The sequence below is a fragment of the Rhodopseudomonas sp. BAL398 genome (assembly GCF_033001325.1).
Classification (GTDB): domain Bacteria; phylum Pseudomonadota; class Alphaproteobacteria; order Rhizobiales; family Xanthobacteraceae; genus JARJEH01.
Window position 1 is genome coordinate 4,320,220 of record NZ_CP133111.1, and the last position, 17,602, is coordinate 4,337,821.

13 protein-coding genes and 2 pseudogenes are annotated in these 17,602 nt (G+C 64.5%); 4 read left to right on the forward strand and 11 right to left on the reverse strand.

The features are described from left to right. The first annotated feature begins 6 nt into the window (after nucleotides 1-6). The gene (locus RBJ75_RS20400) at nucleotides 7-627 is read left to right on the forward strand and encodes a 2,3-bisphosphoglycerate-dependent phosphoglycerate mutase (RefSeq protein ID WP_044417194.1); all 621 of its coding nucleotides are present in this window, start codon (nucleotides 7-9) and stop codon (nucleotides 625-627) included. A 152-nt stretch (nucleotides 628-779) separates the two neighbouring features. On the opposite strand, the gene RBJ75_RS20405 is transcribed toward RBJ75_RS20400, so the two are convergent. Together RBJ75_RS20405 and RBJ75_RS20410 are read right to left on the reverse strand one after the other, a co-directional pair. Next, nucleotides 780-1,676 carry a methylated-DNA--[protein]-cysteine S-methyltransferase gene (locus tag RBJ75_RS20405; protein WP_044417199.1) on the reverse strand — a complete coding sequence of 299 codons (897 nt, stop codon included), beginning with the start codon at nucleotides 1,674-1,676 and terminating at the stop codon, nucleotides 780-782. Between the two features lie 58 nt (nucleotides 1,677-1,734). Next, on the reverse strand, nucleotides 1,735-2,250 hold the full coding sequence (locus RBJ75_RS20410) for a DUF2244 domain-containing protein (RefSeq protein ID WP_044417201.1): 516 nt from the start codon (nucleotides 2,248-2,250) through the stop codon (nucleotides 1,735-1,737). A gap of 22 nt (nucleotides 2,251-2,272) precedes the next feature. Between RBJ75_RS20410 and nth the strand changes: the two genes are divergently transcribed. Next, nucleotides 2,273-3,100: an endonuclease III gene (gene nth, locus RBJ75_RS20415; RefSeq protein ID WP_080901231.1), complete on the forward strand. Its 828-nt coding sequence runs from the start codon at nucleotides 2,273-2,275 to the stop codon at nucleotides 3,098-3,100. 253 nt (nucleotides 3,101-3,353) lie between these two features. Here nth and RBJ75_RS20420 read toward each other — a convergent pair whose 3' ends face one another. The 4 genes from RBJ75_RS20420 to RBJ75_RS20435 all read right to left on the reverse strand — a co-directional run bounded on the left by RBJ75_RS20420 (nucleotide 3,354) and on the right by RBJ75_RS20435 (nucleotide 8,315). Next, a complete protein-coding gene (locus tag RBJ75_RS20420) occupies nucleotides 3,354-4,898 on the reverse strand; it encodes a S10 family peptidase (RefSeq protein WP_044412735.1) in 1,545 nt (514 codons plus the stop codon). Nucleotides 4,899-5,008: 110 nt separating this feature from the next. Continuing rightward, a complete protein-coding gene (gene bchO, locus RBJ75_RS20425; RefSeq protein WP_080901070.1) occupies nucleotides 5,009-6,046 on the reverse strand; it encodes an alpha/beta fold hydrolase BchO in 1,038 nt (345 codons plus the stop codon). A gap of 588 nt (nucleotides 6,047-6,634) precedes the next feature. Beyond that, the gene (locus tag RBJ75_RS20430; RefSeq protein WP_044412754.1) at nucleotides 6,635-7,414 is read right to left on the reverse strand and encodes a transglutaminase-like domain-containing protein; all 780 of its coding nucleotides are present in this window, start codon (nucleotides 7,412-7,414) and stop codon (nucleotides 6,635-6,637) included. Between the two features lie 154 nt (nucleotides 7,415-7,568). Continuing rightward, nucleotides 7,569-8,315, reverse strand: a complete 747-nt coding sequence (locus tag RBJ75_RS20435) for a sulfate transporter family protein (protein WP_044412738.1) — start codon at nucleotides 8,313-8,315, stop codon at nucleotides 7,569-7,571. Between the two features lie 193 nt (nucleotides 8,316-8,508). Between RBJ75_RS20435 and RBJ75_RS29515 the strand changes: the two are divergent. Further along, nucleotides 8,509-8,838: pseudogene (locus RBJ75_RS29515) on the forward strand (PAS domain-containing protein); the annotation flags it as partial. A 48-nt stretch (nucleotides 8,839-8,886) separates the two neighbouring features. Next, nucleotides 8,887-10,482 (forward strand): annotated as a pseudogene (locus RBJ75_RS20440) (PAS domain-containing protein); the annotation flags it as partial. A 194-nt stretch (nucleotides 10,483-10,676) separates the two neighbouring features. Here RBJ75_RS20440 and aceK read toward each other — a convergent pair. From aceK to lepA, 5 genes are all read right to left on the reverse strand, one after another. Beyond that, on the reverse strand, nucleotides 10,677-12,548 hold the full coding sequence (gene aceK, locus RBJ75_RS20445) for a bifunctional isocitrate dehydrogenase kinase/phosphatase (RefSeq protein WP_044412739.1): 1,872 nt from the start codon (nucleotides 12,546-12,548) through the stop codon (nucleotides 10,677-10,679). 310 nt (nucleotides 12,549-12,858) lie between these two features. After that, nucleotides 12,859-13,041: a YegP family protein gene (locus RBJ75_RS20450; RefSeq protein ID WP_044412744.1), complete on the reverse strand. Its 183-nt coding sequence runs from the start codon at nucleotides 13,039-13,041 to the stop codon at nucleotides 12,859-12,861. Nucleotides 13,042-13,484: 443 nt separating this feature from the next. Further along, complete coding sequence (locus tag RBJ75_RS20455) at nucleotides 13,485-15,035, reverse strand: peroxidase family protein (protein ID WP_044412745.1); 1,551 nt, start codon at nucleotides 15,033-15,035, stop codon at nucleotides 13,485-13,487. A 212-nt stretch (nucleotides 15,036-15,247) separates the two neighbouring features. Then, nucleotides 15,248-15,514 (reverse strand): hypothetical protein, encoded by a 267-nt coding sequence (locus RBJ75_RS20460; protein WP_044412746.1) that lies wholly within the window; start codon nucleotides 15,512-15,514, stop codon nucleotides 15,248-15,250. Between the two features lie 241 nt (nucleotides 15,515-15,755). Further along, nucleotides 15,756-17,561 (reverse strand): translation elongation factor 4, encoded by a 1,806-nt coding sequence (lepA, locus tag RBJ75_RS20465; protein ID WP_044412747.1) that lies wholly within the window; start codon nucleotides 17,559-17,561, stop codon nucleotides 15,756-15,758. Nucleotides 17,562-17,602 lie beyond the last annotated feature (41 nt).

The window sequence follows — 17,602 nt, forward strand, 5'->3', positions numbered from 1 at the left end:
CGTAGAATGAGTGACCGCCTTCTCGTGCTCGTGCGCCACGGCCAGAGCGACTGGAACCTGAAGAATCTGTTCACCGGCTGGAAAGACCCCGACCTCACCGAAAAGGGCGTCGCCGAGGCCAGCGAAGCAGGCCGCAAATTGAAGGCGCAGGGCCTCACTTTTGATCTCGCCTTCACCTCGGTCCTCACCCGCGCCCAGCACACGCTCGATCTGATGCTGACCGAACTCGGCCAGACCGGCTTGCCGACGCAAAAGAATCTGGCGCTGAACGAGCGCGATTATGGCGACCTGTCTGGCCTCAACAAGGACGACGCCCGCAAGAAATGGGGCGAGGAGCAGGTGCATATCTGGCGCCGCTCCTACGACGTGCCGCCGCCCGGCGGCGAGAGCCTGAAGGACACGCTGGCGCGCACCCTGCCCTATTACGTGCAGGAGATCTTGCCCTGCGTGCTGCGCGGCGAACGCACCTTGGTCGCGGCGCATGGCAATTCGCTGCGGGCGCTGATCATGGTGCTGGAGAAGCTGTCGCCCGAAGGCATTCTGAAGCGCGAATTGGCCACCGGCGCGCCGATCATCTACCGGCTCAATGCGGATTCGACGGTGGAGTCGAAGCTCGATCTGGCGTGACGCCGTTACTTTGAGGCCCGCACCGCAGCGACTGACAAAGACTCCGTCATTGCGAGGAGCGCAGCGACGAAGCAATCCAGGGGCGCAGTGCACCGCGTCCCTGGATTGCTTCGCTGCGCTCGCAATGACGAACTCAAATCAGTTGCCGGCTTTCAAGTCGCCCCCACCTGCCCGGCCTCCCAGCCCAGCATCGCCTGCTTGCGGGTGATGCCCCAGTGATAGCCGGTCAGTGCCCCGCTCTTGCCGAGCGCGCGATGGCACGGCACCACGAAGGAGATCGGGTTCTTGCCGACCGCCGCGCCGACCGCGCGCGAGGCGGTTGGACGCTCGATCTTGCTGGCGATGTCGGAATAGCAGACCGCCTTGCCCATCGGGATCTTGAGCAGCGTTTCCCAGACTCGGACCTCGAAATCGGTGCCGATCAGCACCACCCGTAGCGGCTGGTCGGCGCGCCAGCTCGCGGTGTCGAATACCCGCTCTGCCAGCGGCGCGGTGGCCTGTTGATCGGCGACGCTGGCGGCATGCGGCCAGCGCTGCAGCATGTCGGCCAAAGCCGCCTGCTCGCCGCCCGGATCGGCGAAGGCCAGCCCGCACAATCCGCGTTCGCTGCCGATCACCACCGCGGTGCCGAATGGCGAGGGATGAAAGCCGTAGCGCAGCACCATGCCGGCGCCGCCGGTCTTCCATTCGCCCGGCGACATCGCCTCATGGGTGACGAACAGATCGTGCAGCCGCCCCGGCCCGGACAGGCCGGATTCCAAGGCCGCGTCGAGCACGCTGGCGGAATCGCGCAGCAGGGTCTTGGCGTGATCCAGCGTCAGCGCCTGCATGAAGGCCTTTGGGGTGAGACCGGCCCAGCGCCGGAACAGATGGTGCAACTCGTCCGGCGTCAGCCCCGCGGCATCGGCGATCGCCTCGATCGTGGGCTGCGCGCGCCAACGCGCCGAGATGAAGGCGATCGCGCGCCGCACCGAATCGTAATCGGCCAGAGCGATGTCGCGCGAACCGGGTTTTGTGAGGCGGTGATCGGTCATGGCAAGGCTCATCATGCACCAGATCTAACCCTGCGGCTGGCTGTCAGCCACCCGTTTTCCGACAGCGCCTGGACTATGACTGATAGACCGGACCGCGTCGCGCGGCCTCGAGCGCGGCGCTCAGGGCTTTCGCAAAGCTGGCTTTTTCCTCGGCGCCCAGAAACCCCGCAATGGCGACGCGGCGGCCATGGGAGACCAGATAGAGCCGTTCGATGCCGAATTCGGCGTGGACGATCTGTTCCAGCCGCACCCATAGCGGATTGAGCACCCATTCCGACACATGGCCGCGATGGCTGACCCGGCGCACCCGCAATTCCGACGGCGTTATCGAGATTTCCTCGGTGGCGCGGCCGCGGCTGAACTGGATCCGGAACGCCACATAGATCGCCAGCACGTCGAGGCCGAAGAAGCCAAATACCGGCCATGCCCCCATCATCCAGAACGCCACGCCGGCGACAAAGCTGACGGTGCTGATAAACGCCATCAGCGCGATGAAGCCGTTTGGGCTCAGCGAGCGATGCGGCGTCAGCAGCGCCGAAAACAGTTTCGGTTGGTCGAATTCCGGATCAAGATCGTTGCACGACATCATCGCGGATCATTATACCGAAATCATGCCGAAAATCAGCCCAGCCGCCGCGCCGAAATCGAAGTCTGGCGCGAAGAAGGCCGTCTCGGCCAAACCCGTTGCGACCAAGCCTGTCACGGCCAAGCCTGTCACGGCCAAGCCTGCCACGGCCAAGCCTGCCACGGCCAAGTCCGTCATAGCCAAGCCTCCGCGGCCAAAGCCCGCGAAAAAAGCCCGCCGCTGGAGCGCCGCCGAGGTGCGCGAGGCATTCAGCCGCTTTGCCGCCGCCAATCCGGAGCCGAAGGGCGAGCTCGAGCACCTCAATCCGTTCACCCTGCTGGTCGCGGTGGTGTTGTCGGCGCAGGCCACCGATGCCGGCGTCAACAAGGCGACCCGCAGATTGTTCGAACTCGCCGACACGCCGCAAAAGATGCTGGATCTCGGCGAGGAGGAGGTGCGCGAGCTGATCAAGACCATCGGCCTGTATCGCAACAAGGCCAGGAACGTGATCGCGCTGTCGCAAAAGCTGATCGAGCAATTCGGCGGCGCGGTGCCGCGTAGTCGCGCCGAATTGGAGAAACTGCCGGGCGCCGGGCGCAAGACCGCGAATGTGGTGCTCAACATGGCGTTCGGCCAGCCCACCATGGCGGTCGACACCCATGTGTTCCGGGTCGGCAATCGCACCGGGCTGGCGCCGGGCGACACGCCGCTGGCGGTCGAGCTCGAACTCGAACGGGTGATTCCGGCAGAATTCATGATGCACGCCCATCACTGGCTGATCCTGCACGGCCGCTATACGTGTCTCGCGCGCAAGCCGCGCTGCGAGGTCTGCCTGATCGCCGATCTGTGCCGCTGGCCGGAAAAGACGGTTTAGGAATTTCCAGAAAACGATCCAGGTCGTCATTGCGAGCCGAGGCCGGCGCGTAGCGCCGTCCGAAAGCGACGCAATCCAGGGGCCTTCAAGCAAGGACTGGATTGCTTCGTCGCAAGCGCTCCTCGCAATGACGGACTCCGTGACGGCGCAGCCCGCGACGGGTGTCTCGAAGGATGAGGACATGTCCCGCCTCATGGTTCGAGACGCGCGCGAAACTGCGCGCTCCTCACCATGAGGCGCGATCAACGTCCGCTTACTTCATCATCGCTTCGGCCTCGCCGCGCAGCGCCTGGCGGGCGGCGTCGCGGGCATAGAACATGTGGCCGCCGGGATAGACCTTCAGCGCGACGCGGTCGCGCGAGCCATAGGTCGGCAGCTGATCGAGAATGATCTGGGAGCCGAAATACGGCGTGGCGAGATCGAACAGCCCGTGCATCACCAGCACTTTAAGGTTTGGGTCGAGCGCCAGGATTTCGCGCAGTTGCGAGGTTGATTCCACCGGGTTATTGCCGCGGCCGAAATTCCAGGCCTGCGCCACCTCGCCGTTGAGCAGATGATACGAGCCGCTTGGCCGCCAGTTCAGCCTGTCGCGGGTGAGGATCACCGCAGCGCTGGTGAGTGGCGCGATCAGCGGATCGGAGGACGGGTCGCCGAAATCCGCCGAGCTGGAATCCGGATAGGGATCGAAGCCGAGCTGCGAGGCGTCGTAGCGGCCGGTGATCTTGCCATTGGCGCGGTCGAATTCGCGGCGGAATTCGGAGGTGGCGAGGCGGCCGGTCAGCCGCCGGCTCACCGTCTGGTCGATCCCGGTCAAGGCCGCGAATTTGTCGGCCAGGCGTGTGGTGGCGGCTGTGTCGGCGACACCCTTGACCAGATCGGTCAGGAATTCGCCGCGCGCGTAAGCCTCGACGTCGGCCATATCGGCGCGGGTCACCGGGCCTTTACGCTGCCGCGCCACCGCCGCCATCGACGGCAGGCTGGCGACATATTGCAGCAGGCTGGAGCCGGAATATTCGCGGAAGTCGAACAGCGGCGACACCAGGATCAGGCCGTTGACGCCGACGCCCTGCCGGGTCTGCAGATTGCGCACGATCTTCGGCCCGCGAATGCCGCCATAGCTTTCGCCGGCGAGATATTTCGGCGACGCCAGCCGGTCGGATTTTTCCAGCCAGCGGCGAATCACCAGCGCCAGCGCGGCGACATCGCCATCGACCGAATAGAACTGCTTGCGCACGTCTTCGCCGCTGGCGACGAAGCGGCTGTAGCCGGTGCCGACGGGATCGATGAAAACGAGGTCGGTGAAGTCGAGCCAGGTCTCGGCATTGGGCACCAGCTCGGGCGGCGCCGAGGCGGGGCCGGTCATCGGCAGCCGCCACGGCCCGGCGGCGCCGAGCTGCAGCCAGGCCGAGGATGCGCCCGGCCCGCCATTGAACAGGAAGGTGACCGGACGGCTGTTCGGCTTGGCGCCGTCGAGCTGATAGGCCGTATAGGCGATGTCGGCCTGGGGCTCGCCCTTGGTGTTGAACAGCCGGATCGTGCCCGCCGTCGCGGTGAAGGCCAGGCTGCGGCCGGGCAGCGTCAATGTATGGTCGGTGACGGCGTCCGGCGGCAGCTTGCGCTGATCGGTCGTGGTCGGCTCGGCCGCCGGCTTGCCGTGCGGCTGCGCTGTGTTGGCGGCCTCGGCGGGTTTGGCCGGGTGCGGTGAATGCGGCGAGGCCTCCTGGGCCTGCCCGGTCAGCGATGTCAGCGCCAGCATTGCGATGGCCATCGCCAAGCGGCGCGGATACGGACCGATCATGTGAGTCTCCCCGATTGCTGTGCATGGTGCGCAGCTTCGTCGCTCCGCCATGATCGCGCGATCTCAGCGCAAAACTGCGACGGAACCACGACCATGCCGGGCGCGGGGAATTAATTCAAGCGCGCCACCAGCGGGTGGAGCTGCCAGGCCTGCAACGGCTCCGGCGCCACCGTGTGCAGCGGCAGCAAGCCGATGCTGCGCGCCAGCCCGACGATCAGATCGCTGACCTCGCGTGGCTGCTCCTCATGGGCGAGATGGCCGAGGCCCGGCATGGTGACGATGCTGGAGCGTTGCACCATGGCGTGGACCCGCGCCGCATCCTTCGGCGCGATGGTCTTGTCGTTGCCGCCGCAGATCAGCATCAATTGGGTGGCCAGCCGCGGCAGGTCGAGCGCCAGCGGCGCCAGCTTCCAGTTCGCCATCATCCGGATCGCCGATGCGACGTGGCCGGGGCTGCGAGTGAGCCGGCGATAGAATTTGATTCCGGCCGGCTCCAGCGCCGAGCCGGTGTCGGCGATCATGCGTTCGATGAATTTGTCGCTGTCGGCAAAGCGGGCGAACAGCCGCGGCACCATCGCGCTTCGCGCCAGCAGCCGGGCGAACGGCGTCATCACCCGCCCGGCCAGTCCGCCAATCGGCAGCATGGCGCCGTTGAGGCCGACAAAGCCGCGCGGCGCGATGGCGCCATCGAGGCACATCCGCGCCAGCACCGCGGCGCCGGCGGAGTGGCCCGCAACCAGCGCCGGCGTGAGGTCGAGCTTGCCTAGCAGCGCGGCGAGATCCGACGCCATCGCATCGAGCGACAGTCGCTCCGGCACCGGGGATTCGGTGAAGCCATGGCCTGGCAGGTCGGGCGCCACCACGGTGAAATGCCGCGCCAGCATCGGCGCCAGCGCGCGCCACGAATGGGTGGCCGCGCCGGTGCCGTGCAGCAGCAGCAGGACCGGTCCGCAGCCCATCCGCTGCACATGCCAGCGCAGGCCGGCGGCCTCGACGAACGCGCTGGTCTCGCGGTTCGGCCAATCGAAGCCGTCGCGCGTCCAGCACAGCCTGCCGCGGTCATCCGTGTCAGCCGGCGATGCCGGCAACGGATGGTCCGGTTTGCGATCGAGGCTGTGATCGAATGGCTGAGCTTGGCTGAGGCGCATCTTGTCCTGCTCGTTTGATGACCTGCTCGCTTGAGACGTCCATCGCTACATCGACGGCATGCATTGTCAAACGAAAGTGATTACGTGCGGTTCCGAGGCCGGCGGCGCGAATCGAATCACCGACTAACGACGCGCGTGATCGTCGCGGACTATCAAGGCGGTAGAAGTACCAAGGCCGACGCCGGTTGTCCGGCTCGGCGACCATGATGTGTCAAGCAGGCTGGCGACAAACGCGGCGCGCGTGATCGATTCGATCATTCAACTTGACGCACGCAATGTCAGAGTTACGAGACATGTGGCGAATTTCGCCGCGCCGCGCGCATTTTGGTTTTCATCAGCTCATTACCGTTCATACTATCCAGTCAGACGATCCGATCAGGCCCGGAACGAAGCTGATTAGTTGCAGTTGCGAATCGCTGAACCAAGAATTCAGCGATCATGCGCGGTATCTGGAGCATTCCGATGAAGATGTCTCATCTGGCGAATTTTCTGCTGATCATCTTGGGCGGCGCGGCGCTCGAGGTCGCCCATGCGGTGCGCCGCGGCTTTCGCGGTCGCCGCGTGCCGCCGGGCTGATCGCCGGTCGCCTCACGCCGCGGCGGTCACCGAGATCGACTGGCGCAAGACCTGGCATTGCTTGTCGGAGGTCAGGAATGCGATGTCGGAGGCGTCGCGGCCATTGCCGATCCGCACGATGCCGGCCACCGGCGCCAGCCGGGTCGGGTCGATCAGCCACCAGCTGTTGTCGAGATAGACTTCGAACACCGCATGGAAATCCGGCGGATTGAGATCGAGCGCATAGGCGCTGACGGCGCGGGCCGGAATGCCCAGCGCCCTTGTCAGGGTGATGCCCAGATGGGTGAAGTCACGACACACCCCGGCGCGGTCAACGAAAGTGCGCTCGGCCGTGGTCTCGGCGTCGCTGACGCCGGCGACATAATCGATGTTGCGGCTGATCCAGTTCAGAATCGCCATCACTCGCGCAACGCCGTCACCGGCGCTGGCGAATTCGCGCTGCGCGAACCGCATGAATTTGTCGGACGGGCAGAACCGGCTGGGCAACAGAAACGGCAACACGTCGTGGGGCAATTCCGACCAGACATGTTGCTGCCCGCTGGCGGGGAGCAATTGGCGCAGCCGGTTCTCGACCACGGCGTCATAGCGAATCGCCACCTCGCCCGACAGGCAGGCGCGAATGCTGCGATCGCCGGCCGGCGAGATGTCGCGCAATAGCTCGGCCGGCGGATCGAACACCAGCTTCTCCGAGACGATGGTCTGATCGTCGGTGTGCGACGCCTCGAGGCTGGCGATGATCTGGGTCGATGGTGCAAAGCTGTAGACCAGTTCCGACTTGATCGCGATTTTCATGGTGCCCCCGGTTTCGACAGCGATGCGATGGCGCGAACCACCGTGGTCAGCAAAGCTCATCGCCAGCAGAGTTCATGGCAAGCAAAGGTGATTGAAAGCAAGAGTCACGCCGGGATGTCGCGGCGGTGGTCCCGGGGCGTTGCCGGCGGCCGGCCTAGCCGGTCGAGACTTCGCGCCGCGCCTCGAACAATTCGCGCGGCGGGCCGGACAGGCGCTTGTGCATGTGGACCATAAACGCCATGCCGAACAGCGGCGTCGCCAGATTGACGATCGGGATCGAGACGAAGGCGGCGATCACCAAGCCGCAGGTGAACACGATCGCGGCGTTGTCCTTGCGCATTGCCTTGGCCTCGGCGGCGGGTCGAAACCGCATCGCCGCCAGCTCGAAATATTCCCGACCGAGCAGCCAGGCGGTGGCGATGAAGAAGGCGATGAAGCCGGCGCCGGCAATGAACACGAAGGGCAGCGCGATCAGATAGACCAGGATGGTCAGCAGCGCGGTCTTGATGGTCTCGGTCATCGCCAGGCCGAACGGCAGCGCGACGCCGGGCGGCTCGTCCGGATAATATTCGCGCTCGACATGGTCGGCGGCGTCATCGACGAAAATGCCGGCGACCAGCGAGGTCACCGCCGGCATCAGGAATACCGCGCCCAGCACCACGCCCAGCGCAGCGGCGATCGAGACGATCCAGGCCAGAATATTCAGCGGGGTCTGAAAGCCAGGTCCCAGCGCGGCCTCGGCCCAGACCTCGCCCGAGGTGGCGAACCAACTCAGCGCCCGTTGCAGACCGATCGCCATCACGGTGATCAGCGCCAGCGCGAAGGCGATCGATCGCCACAGGATCGAGCGCATCGGCGGCGACAGGATCTGGGTCAGCGCCTTGATGGCGGCGTCGAGCATGGCGGCGTCCTCGTCGAATAATCAGTCGCACAGGTAGCGATGGTGGCGGGCTTCGGCAAGGGTTTCGGGCCGGGCGTCGCCGTCGTCCGGCGACCCTGGCGGGTGCCGCGCTGTCCGGTGCCAAACCGAAAAGTAGCTTTGCAACTTCGGCGTTGTAGGCCAAAGTCGCGCCAGATTTCTCACAAGCAGATCGATGGTGCGCGTGCCGACAAGTGATCGACAGTTTCGGGCGTTGGCGGAAAACCTTCCGACGCTGTGCTGGATAGCCGGACCCGACGGCTATATCCACTGGTACAACCGCCGCTGGTACGAATACACGGGAACCAGCGCCGCCGAAATGGAAGGCTGGGGTTGGCAATCGGTCCATCATCCGGAAAAGCTGCCCGACGTGCTCGAACGCTGGCGGGCCTCGATCGCCAGCGGCCAACCGTTCGAGATGTTGTTTCCGCTACGCGGGGGCGATGGGGTCTACCGGCCGTTTCTGACCCGGGTCAGTCCCTCCCGCGACGCCGACGGCGCGATTACCGCCTGGTTCGGCGTCAACACCGATCTCACCGACCAGATGAACGCCGAGCAGGCGCTGCGCGACAGCGAGGCCAAGTTCCGGACCCTCGCCCAGGCCATCCCCAATCACGTCTGGACCGCGCTGCCGGACGGCCAGCTCGACTGGTTCAACGACCAAGTCTATCAATATAGCGGCGCGGCGCCGGGCGAACTCGACGGTCAGAGCTGGGCTGCTATCGTTCATCCCGACGACGTTGCCGCGATCGCCAATGGCTGGGCGGCTTCGCTCGCCTCGGGCGCGTCCTATCAGGCCGAATTTCGGTTGCGCCGCGCCGACGGGCTGTATCGCTGGCATGTCTCCCGCGCGGTGCCGATCCGCGATGCCGACGGCCGGATCACCCGCTGGATCGGCACCAACACCGATATCGAGGACCAAAAAAGCACCGCCGAGGCGCTGGCGCATCTCAACGACACGTTGGAACATCGGGTCGAGAGCCGCACCGCCGAATTGCTGCAGGCGCAGGAGACGTTGCGGCAGAGCCAGCGCATGGAATCGCTCGGCAAGCTGACCGGCGGCGTCGCGCATGATTTCAACAATCTGCTGCAGGTGATCAGCGGCAACCTGCAACTGCTGCTGCGCGACATCGCCGGCAATGCCAAGGCCGAGCGGCGGGTTCATAATGCGATGGCCGGCGTCACCCGCGGCGCCAAGCTGGCGTCGCAGCTGTTGTCGTTCGGCCGGCGGCAACCGCTGGCGCCGCGCGTGGTCAATATCGGCCGCTTCATCCGCGAAACCGACGACATGCTGCGCCGGGCGCTGGGCGATGAAATCGAGATCGAAACCGTCGTCGCCGGCGGGTTGTGGAATACGCAGATCGATCCCGGCAATATCGAGAATGCGATCCTCAACCTCGCGATCAACGCCCGCGACGCCATGGACGGCGTCGGCAAACTGACGATCGAGGCCGGCAACGCCTCGCTGGATGACGACTACACCCGCCTCAATCCAGACGCGACGCCGGGCCAATACGTGTTGCTGGCGATCACCGATACCGGTTGCGGGATTGCGCCCGAAATCGTCGACGAGGTGTTCGAGCCGTTTTTCACCACCAAGGCGGATGGCAAGGGCTCCGGGCTCGGCCTGTCGATGGTGTACGGCTTCGTCAAGCAATCCGGCGGTCATATCAAGATCTACAGCGAGGTCGGCCAGGGCACGACAATCAAGCTGTATCTGCCGCGTACCACCGAGTCCGAGGACGTTGTGGTCCCGGCCGTCGCCGGACCGGTCGAAGGCGGCTCCGAATCGATCCTGGTGGTGGAGGATGATGCCGAGGTGCGGGAAACCTCGGTCGCCACCTTGCTCGATCTCGGCTATCGGGTGCTGCAGGCCAAGGACGCGCAAAGCGCACTCAGCGTGGTGGAAAGCGGCTCGGCGATCGATCTGCTGTTCACCGATGTGGTGATGCCAGGGCCGCTGCGCAGCCCCGAACTGGCGCGCAAGGCACGGGAACGGCTGCCCGGCCTCGTCGTGCTGTTCACCTCGGGCTACACCGAAAACGCCATCGTGCATGGCGGCCGGCTCGACCCCGGGGTCGACCTGCTGCCGAAGCCCTATTCGCGCGAGGCGCTGGCGCAAAAGATCCGCGCCGTTTTGGCGAAGCGCAACTGAGCGAGGCGGCTTACGCCGTATCCCGGACGCGGTGCGGCATTGTTCATGCCGCTCCGCGGCTCAGGGATGCCGCTTGATAAGCCAACCAGCGGGGCCCCGGCTCTGCGGCGCACCACGCCGCCAAGCGGCGCGTTGCGCCGCGTCCGGGGCACGGCACGACTGATGAATCGGCCTCGGCGACAGCCGCCTCAGCGCGGCAAGCGCCGCGCGGCTGGGTAGCTCATCACCTCCGGCACCTCGCCGGCGCGTAAGGCGCGCTGCATGGCTTCCCAATAATCGGCGCGCAGCAGATCCGCATGGGCATCGCGGAACACGCGGCGCAGCGTGAAATCGTCGATCCGCAATCCGGCCTCCATGTCGTCCGGCGCAAATACCGCGCCCTGCTCGAACTGCCAATGCGGAAGACCGGGCTCGCCCTCGGCGCAGCCGGCGGTGTTGTGGACCGTGACGTCGGTCAGCGGTTCGACCGCATGGTAATCGAACAGATAGACCTTGAGGGTGCGGCTGACGCCGTAATTGGAGCTGTCGAGATCGCGGTTGAAGATATTGGCGGCGGCGTTGTTGCGGATGCAATGGCCGAGATTGATCACCGCGGTCCGCGCCTCGGCCGGCGACGCCTTGGCCAGAAACAGCGGCAGCGGCACCAGTTTCATCTGCACGATCAGCTGGCGGAACACCAGCGCCGAGCGGTCGAGGCTGACATTGCCGATGCCGGCCTCGAGCAATTCGTCGAGCAAATCGGGCGCGAACATCGCGCGCTCCAGCTTGACGTTGGTGTAGATGATGTTGTCCAGCATCGCGCCGGCGCGGTCCATCTCATGCACCAGATGATATTTGCGCAGCACGCTGTCGGGGCCTTCGAAGCGGTCCCATTTGTAATCGTCGGTGGGATGGTCGCGGATGATCTTCAGCACATAGCCCGAGCCCGGCATCGTGAAGGCGATCGCCACGGTGCCGCGCAGGCCGGGCGCGGTATCGAATTTTTCCTTGCTGCGGCGGTGATGGCTCAGGATCTCGGTCATCACCGCGACCTTGCCGAGGTGATGAAAGCCGATCGTGGAATAATGCAGGCCGAGCGGCCGCTTCGGCATCAGCTCGCTGAGCAGCAGCGCCAGCTCGTGATAATGCGGATTGGTGACGTGGAAATTCGCCAGCGTCGGCGAGAATGCGTATTGCAGCTCGTCGCTCTCGCACAGCACCGCGTCGACCGACAGCCCGTCGTGATCGTGCCGCAGCGCGAGCATCAGCGGGATGCTGCGCAACGGCCGGTCGCCGCTGCTGCGTAGCACGATGCGGCCGACCAGGCAGGCCTCGCGATTGCGGAAGAAGCCGGAATTCGCCATCTCGATCCGCGCCGCCTCGCCATCGCGCGGCCCCAGCGGCTCCAGCGCGGCGGCAATCGCATTGGCCACCCGTGCGGCGTCGCCATCGAGATCGCGCCATGGCGTGTCGCGACCGGGCACCGTGAAGCCGGCCATCTCCAAGATGTCATGGATCACCCCGGGCTCGATCGGAATCCGGGCGGGAAAGGTCTTGATCACCGCGCGGGCGGTGCCGCGTGGCTTGGCGGTGATGCCGGCCTCGTAGGAGATCGGCCGCCATTCATTGCGCAGCAGCATGCGGCGCAGCGATTGCCAGAACGCGAACACGAAATCGGCCTCGTAGCGAGTCGCGATCGCGGCCAGCAATTCGGCCTCGGCCAGCGCCCACAGCCGCTCGTCATTGGCGGATTCCGGCAGGCCGGCATGGAGCAACGGCGTCAGCTGATCGAGGCAGGCGGTGTACAGCGTCAGCCGGTCGCGCGACAGCTGCACCGTCGCCGGCCAGTCGCGGGCCTCGAACGCGGCCTTGACCAGCTGCGGAATCCGCCGCGACACCGCGTAATAGCTGGTGAAGGCTTCCAGCACCACGCGGGCCAGCAGCGGCGCCTGCTGCTCCAACTCGCTGGCGCGGAACAGCTCATCCAGCAGCTCGAAATCCGGCTCCGCGATCTTCAGCGCGCCCGACAATTGCCGGGTGCCGATGGCTTGATTTGGGTTCTGTCGGTCCGGGCTGATCATGACACCGTCTTGGCTGGCGCAGGGTTGGCTACAGGCCCCGCGCTTTGGCTGCCCGATCATGCACCGTCTGAATATGACAGCGCGTGATCTGACGCAAAGTCGGGAGCGGATCGGCGCAACTGCGGAGTCTCGCGGCTTCCGATACCGCCCGGCCGCAGACATCGCCGGCCGTGGCCCTAGCGCAGGATGCCTTATCTTCGAATCGTCATCCCGCTCTAGCTTCTTGTTCGCGCATGATCTTTTCCGAAGACCGGGATCCACTTTTTTTCGGGATCAGCTGTAGCGCCCGTCGGTCGTGGCGCCGGTCGCTTTATTTGGTCTGATCGTCGAGCGTAGCGCCGGGGGCGTTGGTCTTGATCGATTCGATCGCGCTGAGCGCCGAGGCCTTCTGCGCATAGCCTTCCGACGCAAACATGGTCTCGCCATTGGACGCCTTGAAGCGGAACCGGAACTCGCCGGCCTTGTCTTTGTAGACTTCGAATTTGTAAGCCATCTTGTGTCCCCCGCGGCGCTCGACTCGGTCCCTCGCCGCAATGGTGTTTCGAGCGCATCTCTAAGTCAACCGACCGCGGCGCTTCGACCAAGGCGCGGATCGCCTTTCCCGATGTCATTCGCAGATCGCAAATGGAGCACCGGCAGGCGCCATAGTTGCAAAATTTACGTGATGGTCTCTGCCGGCGCTCCACCAGCGGTCGCTCAGGTGATTCCGAAGCCGCCGGCGCGATCCGCCCGCCGCGCCTCGTAATGCGCGGGGGGCAGGGCTGATCAGATCCACATCCCGGATTGCGCGGCGCTGCATTCAGGTTGCGCATGCTATTTGGTCTGATCGTCGAGCGGGGCAAGAAAAAGCAGGATGGTGTTCCGGGCGAATTGCGATCCTGCTTTAGCTTAGGGTCAGCGATAGTCTGGCCGAAAATCGTGGCCCAGTTGTTGAGCCTATACGCCGGCGATGTTGTCGATAGGGCTGACGTCACCGACGAACCGCAGCAGGTCGGCCATGGTGAAATCGCCCGGTGTCTTCGACGGCAGCGTCGGTTTCCAGTCCTTGCCCCTGAGCCAGAGATAGGACTGGTGGTCGCCATGGACCAAGCCGACGAATACCTCGGATACGATGGTGGCGCCGACCGGACCGAGCCTCTCACCGCGGCCGCGCTGCTCGGCTTCCTTAAGAATGTAGTACCACAGCGGCGTATGCTCATGCAGCCCATGCTTCTTGGCGACCGCGCCGTCCGGCCCCTTGGCGATCTCCGCCGGCGTGAGTGGATTCTTGATCATCATCGTCTTGGCGATATCTTGGCCGGACGGCAGGCCGACCAACACGCCACGCTTGAGATTGCGAAACGGCAGACTACCGCCGCCGCCCGGCAGGGTGTGCAGCGGGGGGACCACGAAGGGGTCGAGCTTGCGCGAGGCATTGCGTGGGACGTCAGCGGGATTGTTCGGCAGAACTTCATGAAAGCGGCGCCAGTCGATGATCCAGTTGCTCGGAAGCGCCGAGACCGGCGTAGGGCCGGTCGGCGGATTGGGCGCAAGATCGCCGACGATTCCGCCCGATAAGCCAGTGAACGTGAACAGCAGTTGGAGCGTCGCCGGGGTGATTGCGCCTTCGGTGAAGACTCGATTGTAGCTATACGTCTGTCGCACCATGCTGTGCCCGAGCCGATAGGCGGCGGCGGAAAACTCGACCGGGATATAGGGCGTGGTCTTGAAGCGGTAGAACCGGCGCCCCTGCTCGAGAATCTTGGCGACGATTCCCTTTTCGGTGATGCGCTCGACGAAATCGTGCAGCACCAGCCATTGATAGTGCCAGGTTGCGGTTTGGCGGGCTTCCAGGAAGATACTGTCCGCCGGTCGACCCGCCGCGATCAACTGATCGCAGATCTTGTTGTGGAATTTCAGCATCGCCAGCTGGGTCTGGGCGACGAGCAGGTTCTCGTCATTGCGATGATCGCCGATCAGGGCGAAGCCTTCGGGACTGCGCGGGAGATCGTTACGGAAAGCGCCGGTGACACCGCCGAGCGGCACATTGATGTTCTTGCCGATCAGCAGCTTGGGACCGGGATTCTTACCGTCGGCGTCGCCGGGATTGCGGGCGTAGAGATGGCGGCTGCCATCCGGGCCGAGCCCGTAGACGTTATCGAGATCGAGCGCCGGTGTGCGAAAATTCCGCACCGCTTTCGGGTCGTCCTCCTTGTCGCCAAACGAGGTCAGATCCAGCGTGATGTCGTGATCGACGAACTGGCCGAGATAGGTGAATCCGGCGGGAACCTTGGTGTTGTCGCCGGCGGCATCGTCCGGCGCTGCGTCCTTCATGGCGTCGGCGAGTTCCTGCAGCGGGCCGTCATCGACCGCCAGCGGCCGCAGGTCCGGGAACATCCGGCCGAACATACCGGGATCGTCATGACCGGATAGGCTATCGAGAAACGCACGGGTCGGATGCCGGCCGGCCTTGCCATGGCTAGGCTGGACGTTGACTTCGCTTGCCATTGTTGGACTCCCTGAATGATTTGCTTAAATCGAGGAAGCGCAGGCAGTGAGGTTGGTTTTTTCTGGAAGGGTACGCGTCGGTCTCAAACAGAGTACGGAATGAAAATCACTCACGCGAGCGCAACAAAAACTTCGCAGGCGATTGTGGAAAAACCAAGACGGAAGCAGCCGTGCCCGACGGTGTCGGCACAAACGGGGCGTCGTCGTTGCGGTCAGGCCAGGAATTCGCGATGCAATTCAGCGTCGGTGTAGAAGCAAACGCCACCGTCCAGATCCTTTACCAGCCATTCGCCGAGATAAACGATCTGCACCCCACTGCGCCTCTCGTGGCGCAGTTCCAGCTTCCCGTTGGGACCGCGCTGCAGTATGCAGCCCGCCTGCACCCATCTCGGCCATTGATGCAATGGCTGGCCAAGAAACTGCCAAGCGATCAACGTTGCGGGCGTCGGGCGGGGCCGTAAATGCAGAATGTTATCCACGTCGCCTCCAGATAGCGCGGTGCATTATCAGGCTAGAATGCGTAGGGTTAACGAAAGTTTACTAATCTGGCGGGTAAGACTACCTGTATATTTTACGCGCGGCGGGGAACTTGTTCTCAAAACGGCATTGCCGCGAAGCCGACCGCTGGTAGACGCGCTGGAGTCGACGGAGCGGACGAACAAACGCCGCCCCGAAAGGGCATCACGCGCGGACAGGTGGACTCGGTGTCAGGCCGTCCCCTCAGCTATCCACCTTCAGCGCCGCGATGAAGGCCTCCTGCGGGATTTCGACCTTGCCGAATTGCCGCATCTTCTTCTTGCCCTCCTTCTGCTTTTCCAGAAGTTTGCGCTTTCGCGTGATGTCGCCGCCGTAGCATTTGGCGGTGACGTCCTTGCGCAGCGCGCGGACAGTTTCGCGGGCGATGATCTTGCCGCCGATCGCCGCCTGGATCGGAATCACGAACATATGCGGCGGGATCAGCTCCTTCATCTTCTCAACCATGGCGCGGCCGCGGCCCTCGGCGCGGGTGCGGTGCACCAGCATCGACAGCGCGTCGACCGGCTCGGCATTGACCAGGATCTGCATCTTGACCAGATCGGCCGCCTTGTACTCGGTGAGGTGATAGTCGAACGAGGCGTAGCCCTTGGAGACGGATTTGAGCCGGTCATAGAAATCGAACACCACCTCGTTGAGCGGCAGTTCGTATTTCACCATCGCGCGGGCGCCGACATAAGTCAGCTCCTTCTGATTGCCGCGGCGGTCCTGGCACAGCTTCAGCACCGCGCCGAGATATTCGTCCGGCGCCAGGATGGTGGCCTCGATCCACGGCTCATGGATTTCGGCGATCTTGACCACGTCGGGCATGTCGATCGGATTGTGGATCTCCATCTCGGTGCCGTCGGTGAGATGCATCTGGTAGATCACGCTTGGCGCGGTCGCGATCAGGTTGAGGTCGAATTCGCGGGACAGCCGCTCCTGGATGATCTCCAGATGTAGCAATCCGAGGAAGCCGCAACGGAAGCCGAAGCCGAGTGCCGCCGAGGTCTCCATTTCGAACGAGAACGAGGCGTCGTTGAGCCGCAGCTTGCCCATCGCGGCGCGCAGCGTTTCGAAATCGTCGGCGTCGACCGGGAATAGACCGCAGAACACCACGGGGATCGCCGGCTTGAAGCCGGGCAGCATCTCGGTGATCGGCTTCCTATCATCGGTGATGGTGTCGCCGACGCGGGTGTCGGCGACTTCCTTGATGCCGGCGGTCATGAAGCCGATCTCGCCGGGGCCGAGTTCGTCGGTCTGAGTCATCTTCGGGGTGAAGACGCCGACCCGTTCCAGATCATAGGCGGCGTTGGTGCCCATCATCCGGATCCGCTGGCCCTTCTTCATCACGCCGTCGACGATTCGAACCAGCACCACGACGCCGAGATAGACGTCGTACCAGCTATCGACCAGCAGCGCCTTCAGCGAGGCCTCGCGGTCGCCCTTCGGCGCCGGGAGCCGATGCACGATGGCCTCCAGAACCAGGTCGATCCCGATCCCGGTTTTGGCCGAGATCATCACCGCGTCGGAGGCGTCGATGCCGATCACATCCTCGATCTGCTGCTTGACCTGGTCGGGTTCGGCGGCCGGCAGATCGATCTTGTTCAGCACCGGGACGATCTCATGGCCGGCGTCGAGCGCGTGATAGACATTGGCCAGGGTCTGGGCTTCGACGCCCTGCGAGGCGTCGACCACCAGCAGCGAGCCTTCGCAGGCCGCCAGCGAGCGGGAGACTTCGTAGGCGAAGTCAACATGGCCGGGGGTGTCAATCAGGTTCAGGATGTAGGTGTTGCCGTCCTTGGCCGGATAGGCCAGCCGCACGGTCTGCGCCTTGATGGTGATGCCGCGCTCGCGCTCGATATCCATCGAGTCCAGCACCTGCTCCTTCATCTCGCGCGCCTGCAGCCCCCCGGTGGTCTGGATCAGCCGGTCGGCCAGCGTCGATTTGCCGTGGTCAATATGGGCCACGATCGCGAAGTTGCGGATGTTGGTAATCGGAATGGCGGTCATCCGCGCGGGATAGCATTGGCGCTGAGGGGCGGCAAGGCAAT

Coding starts and splice junctions, on each gene's coding strand:
- RBJ75_RS20400 (WP_044417194.1), top strand. CDS start 7: ATGAGTGACCGCCTTCTCGTGCTCGTGCGCCACGGCCAGAGCGACTGG.
- RBJ75_RS20405 (WP_044417199.1), bottom strand. CDS start 1,676: ATGATGAGCCTTGCCATGACCGATCACCGCCTCACAAAACCCGGTTCG.
- RBJ75_RS20410 (WP_044417201.1), bottom strand. CDS start 2,250: ATGATGTCGTGCAACGATCTTGATCCGGAATTCGACCAACCGAAACTG.
- nth (WP_080901231.1), top strand. CDS start 2,273: ATGCCGAAAATCAGCCCAGCCGCCGCGCCGAAATCGAAGTCTGGCGCG.
- RBJ75_RS20420 (WP_044412735.1), bottom strand. CDS start 4,898: ATGATCGGTCCGTATCCGCGCCGCTTGGCGATGGCCATCGCAATGCTG.
- bchO (WP_080901070.1), bottom strand. CDS start 6,046: ATGCGCCTCAGCCAAGCTCAGCCATTCGATCACAGCCTCGATCGCAAA.
- RBJ75_RS20430 (WP_044412754.1), bottom strand. CDS start 7,414: ATGAAAATCGCGATCAAGTCGGAACTGGTCTACAGCTTTGCACCATCG.
- RBJ75_RS20435 (WP_044412738.1), bottom strand. CDS start 8,315: ATGCTCGACGCCGCCATCAAGGCGCTGACCCAGATCCTGTCGCCGCCG.
- aceK (WP_044412739.1), bottom strand. CDS start 12,548: ATGATCAGCCCGGACCGACAGAACCCAAATCAAGCCATCGGCACCCGG.
- RBJ75_RS20450 (WP_044412744.1), bottom strand. CDS start 13,041: ATGGCTTACAAATTCGAAGTCTACAAAGACAAGGCCGGCGAGTTCCGG.
- RBJ75_RS20455 (WP_044412745.1), bottom strand. CDS start 15,035: ATGGCAAGCGAAGTCAACGTCCAGCCTAGCCATGGCAAGGCCGGCCGG.
- lepA (WP_044412747.1), bottom strand. CDS start 17,561: ATGACCGCCATTCCGATTACCAACATCCGCAACTTCGCGATCGTGGCC.